This window comes from Nonomuraea mesophila, from assembly GCF_004352805.1.
In the GTDB taxonomy this organism is placed as follows: Bacteria; Actinomycetota; Actinomycetes; order Streptosporangiales; family Streptosporangiaceae; genus Nonomuraea; species Nonomuraea longispora.
The window spans coordinates 1-4,591 of sequence record NZ_SMLD01000316.1; the positions used below are offsets into that span (position 1 = coordinate 1).

General features: G+C 67.7%; 3 protein-coding genes. All 3 read right to left on the bottom strand.

What is annotated here, in order from left to right; genetic code table 11:
• Positions 1 to 161: 161 nt before the first annotated feature.
• Complete coding sequence (locus E1295_RS47235; RefSeq protein WP_132641809.1) at positions 162 to 2,966, bottom strand: vitamin B12-dependent ribonucleotide reductase; 2,805 nt, start codon at positions 2,964 to 2,966, stop codon at positions 162 to 164.
• Positions 2,963 to 3,418 carry a transcriptional regulator NrdR gene (nrdR, locus tag E1295_RS47240; RefSeq protein ID WP_132606291.1) on the bottom strand — a complete coding sequence of 152 codons (456 nt, stop codon included), beginning with the start codon at positions 3,416 to 3,418 and terminating at the stop codon, positions 2,963 to 2,965. The genes E1295_RS47235 and nrdR overlap by 4 nt, the downstream gene beginning before the upstream one ends.
• A gap of 663 nt (positions 3,419 to 4,081) precedes the next feature.
• Positions 4,082 to 4,393 carry a LysM peptidoglycan-binding domain-containing protein gene (locus tag E1295_RS47245; protein WP_132641811.1) on the bottom strand — a complete coding sequence of 104 codons (312 nt, stop codon included), beginning with the start codon at positions 4,391 to 4,393 and terminating at the stop codon, positions 4,082 to 4,084.
• Positions 4,394 to 4,591 lie beyond the last annotated feature (198 nt).

The following is a 4,591-nucleotide window of genomic DNA, read 5'->3' on the forward strand; positions in this document are numbered from 1 at the left end:
CCCCCAGCCTGCCGCCCGTCCCCTGAGGCCGCTCTGCCCCATAGAGAAAGCGAAGCGGGGAGCCGGTGCCGGCTCCCCGCTTCGTCACGAGATCAGCGTGGTCGATGCGGGCGTCAGGGGTGCGACGCCGGATGGCGCATCCACCACACCGTGGCCCGTTGTCAGCTGCAGCCGCTGGTCGAGCCGCAGCCCTCGCAGACGTAGCAACTTCCGGCCGGGCGCATCTTGGTGCCGCAGGTCATGCAGAGCGGCGCGTCCGCGGTGAAGCGCTGGTGGCTTTCCAGCGTCAGCTCCGCGACCGGCTGCTCCTTCTCGGACTGGGGCTCGATGGGCGCCGACTGGGCCAGCGCCTCACGGTCGACCGGCTCCTGCAGCGCCGCGGGGTCCTCGCCGCGCTGCTGCGCCGCCCGCTCGGCCGCCGAGAAGATGCCCAGGGCCGCCCGCTCGTCGTAGGGCAGGTGGTCGAGCGCCAGACGGCGGAAGATGTAGTCCATCACCGACGTGGCCATCCGGATGTCCGGGTCGTCCGTCATGCCGGCCGGCTCGAACCGCATGTTCACGAACTTGCTCATGTACGTCTCCAGCGGCACTCCGTACTGGAGTCCGATGGAGATCGCCACGGAGAACGCGTCCATGACGCCCGCCAGCGTCGAACCCTGCTTGGACATCTTGAGGAAGACCTCGCCGAGCCCGTCGTCAGGGTAGGAGGAGGCGGTCATGTAGCCCTTGGCGCCGCCCACCGTGAAACGGGTGGTCATGCTCGGCCGCTGGTTGGGCATGCGCCGCCGGGTCGGCCGGTTGACCTCGACCACCTTGACCTCGGGCTCCGCCTGCGGCTCCTCCTTCTTGGAGCCGTTGCCCGCCGACAGCGGCTGGCCGACCTTGCAGTTGTCGCGGTAGACGGCCAGGGCCTTCAGGCCGAGCTGCCAGCCCTCCATGTAGACCTGCTCGATGTCGTCGACCGTGGCCGACTCGGGCAGGTTGACCGTCTTGGAGATGGCGCCGGACAGGAACGGCTGCGTGGCCGCCATCATCCGCACGTGACCCATGGGCGCGATCGCCCGCTCGCCCATCGCGCAGTCGAACACCTCGTAGTGCTCCTGGCGCAGGCCGGGGGCGTCGACGACGTGGCTGTGCTCGGCGATGTACTCGACGATGGCCTCGATCTGCTCCTGCTGGTAGCCGAGCTGCTTGAGCGCCCGCGGGATCGTCTGGTTGACGATCTGCATGGACCCGCCGCCGACGAGCTTCTTGAACTTGACCAGCGCCAGGTCCGGCTCGATGCCGGTCGTGTCGCAGTCCATCATGAGGCCGATCGTGCCGGTGGGGGCGAGCAGGCTGGCCTGGGCGTTGCGGTAGCCGTGCTTCTCGCCGAGCTTGAGGCACTCCGACCACTGGCGCGACGCCTCCGAGTGGATCTTCGCGTCCATGGAGCCGACCGTGCGCAGGTCGTCGTTCGCCGCCGCGTGCTTGCGCATGACCCGCTTGTGCGGCTCGGCGTTCCTGGCATAGCCGTCGTACGGCCCCACCACGCCGGCCATCTCGGCGCTGCGCCGGTAGGACACGCCGGTCATCAGCGACGTGATCGCCGCGGCCACCGCCCGCCCGCCGTCGGAGTCGTAGGCGTGGCCGGAGGCCATCAGCAGCGCACCCAGGTTGGCGTAGCCGATGCCGAGCTGCCGGTACGCGCGGGTCGTCTCGCCGATCTTCTCGGTCGGGAAGTCGGCGAACGAGATCGAGATGTCCATCGCCGTGATGATCAGCTCGGTCAGCTTGACGAAGTCGGCGACGTTGAAGGAGTTGTCGTCCTTCAGGAACTTCAGCAGGTTGATGCTGGCCAGGTTGCACGACGAGTTGTCCAGATGCACGTATTCCGAACACGGGTTGCTCGCCGTGATGCGTCCGGTCTCCGGGGTGGTGTGCCAGTCGTTGATCGTGTCGTCGTACTGCAGGCCCGGGTCGGCGCACTCCCAGGCGGCCTTGGCCATCTTGCGGAACAGGTCCTTGGCGTCGACCTTCTCGATGACCTCGCCGGTCAGGCGGGCGCGCAGGCCGAACTCGCCGCCCTTCTCCACCGCCCGCATGAACTCGTCGGAGACGCGCACCGAGTTGTTGGCGTTCTGGTATTGGACGGAGACGATGTCCTTGCCGCCCAGGTCCATGTCGAACCCGGCGTCGCGCAGCGCGCGGACCTTGTCCTCCTCGCGCGCCTTCGTCTCGATGAACTCCTCGATGTCGGGGTGATCGACGTCGAGCACCACCATCTTCGCCGCCCGGCGGGTCGCGCCGCCGGACTTGATCGTCCCCGCGGACGCGTCGGCGCCGCGCATGAACGAGACGGGGCCGCTGGCCGTGCCGCCGCTGGACAGCAACTCCTTGGAGGAACGGATGCGGGACAGGTTGACCCCGGACCCAGAGCCGCCCTTGAAGATCACGCCTTCCTCTTTGTACCACTCCAGGATCGACTCCATCTGGTCGTCCACGGAGAGGATGAAACAGGCGCTCACCTGCTGCGGTGACTGCGTGCCGACGTTGAACCAGACCGGCGAGTTGAACGCGAACACCTGGTGGGCGAGCGCGTGTTTCAGCTCATGGTCGAAGATCTCGGCATCCTCCTCGCTCGCGAAGTAGCCGTTCTCGACGCCCGTTCTGGTGTAGACGCCGACCACCCGGTCGATCAGCTGCTTCAGGCTCCACTCACGCTGCGGGGTGCCCACGGCCCCGCGGAAGTATTTCGTCGTCACGATGTTGGCCGCGTTGACCGACCAGAACTCGGGGAACTCGACACCCCGCTGCTCGAAGTTGACCGAGCCGTCGCGCCAGTTGGTCATGACGACATCGCGGCGCTCCCACTGGATCTCGTCATACGGGTGCACGCCGGGCTTGGTGAAGATGCGCTTCATCTTCAGCCCCTTACGCGGACGCCTGCCCCCGCGCGCCACTGAACCGCTGGCCGTCTCCGTCATGACTCCCCCTTCTCCGCCTTCAACTGTGAGATCTCGGCCTCGAAGTCCGCCAAACTTTCGAAACCGCGATATACCGATGCGAAACGCAGGTAGGCCACCTCGTCGAGCTCCCGCAGCGGGCCGAGGATCGCCAGACCCACCTCGTTCGAGGGGATCTCGGCCGCGCCCTTGGCCCTGATGGCCTCCTCCACCTGCTGCCCGAGCTGTGCCAGCGAATCCTCGCTGACCGGTCTGCCCTGGCAGGCCCGCCGCACGCCTGCCACGACCTTGTCCCGTGAGAACGGTTCTGTCACTCCGCTGCGCTTGCTCACCATGAGAAGTACGGTCTCCTGGGTGGTGAACCTGCGTCCGCACTCGGGACATGTGCGGCGGCGCCTGATGGCCGCGCCGTCGTCCGTCGAGCGGCTGTCGATGACCCTGGTGTCAGGGTGGCGACAGAACGGACAGTGCACGCTTTCGCCTCCAAGACCACTGCGGTCACCGCACACCCGTTCCCCGCACTAAGGGACGCTCGCGCACGCTCCACGGCTGACCATGGAACGGTGGCATAACCACAAGGTGTGGTGAACCTACATCGGTGTAACTACTAGATGTTGTGGTCCAACCGTAGAAGCGACCGACCATGAACGCAAGTTGAGCCACGCCGTCCTGCCGAAGTCGCTGATCAGCCCGCCATCCTCTCCTGTCTCGGGCGTGTCGCGCCTTCCCGGCGGGTGTTCATGCAGTTGAGAGCGTCACAGAAGTTGTGCGCGGCCTCGTCCGTGAAAGAACCTCACAACGGTACCGAACGACACTCGACCCACCACGCCCCTCTCCTGAACGCCCCCGTCACTCCCTACGAGGGCTCTCGATCGGCGAACCCTTGCGGCTGTGTGAACGGTGGCCAGCGGCACAACCTTGGGTGTGGTCACCGGGACGCTGCGAACTGTGGTCAACGGGACGACACAGAGCGTGGCCGACAGCACAACCGTGTCCCGTGGCCGATCGGACGGCCGGGCGACGGGGTGCACCGGGTGCGAGGTAACCCCGCCCGGGGCCGCTGGAGGCGCGGATGGCGCGATGGTGACGATCATGCGCTTGCCGGCATCGGGCCGTGCCGATTCGGCTGGGGCGGGTCAGCGTAAGGCGGTGGTGGTGTCGTCCTTCGGGACGTAGAGGCGGGTGCCGGGGCGGATGAGGGAGTCGGGCAGGCCGTTCAGGCGCTTGATCTCCTCCGCCAAGGTCGCGGGATCTTCGCCATGGGAGAGGGCGTCGGCGATCGCCCACAGCGTGTCCCCCTCGTGGACCTCCACCCACGGCAGCCCCGCGTGTGCCGGCACCATGACGGGAACGGCCGCATGCCCTGCCGTACGCGTACCCAGCCAGAATCCTCCCAGGGACAGCAGTGCGGCCGCGACCACCAGCACGACCCGGCCGCGTCGGGTCAAGCGTAGCGGCGGGGTGGTCCGGCGACGCGCGGTCGGCGCTTCACGTTGCCGCCGCCCCGCGGTTCGGCGTCCCCATAGCCGCCCCGCGCCCTTTACGGCCCCGGTCTGTCTCCTCGCCCTGCCCTTCTTCCCGTTCCCGGCCAGAGTCTCGCTCCCGTCCTCAGTTCGAGTCCGAGGCCTACCCGCAGCCCCAGCCGC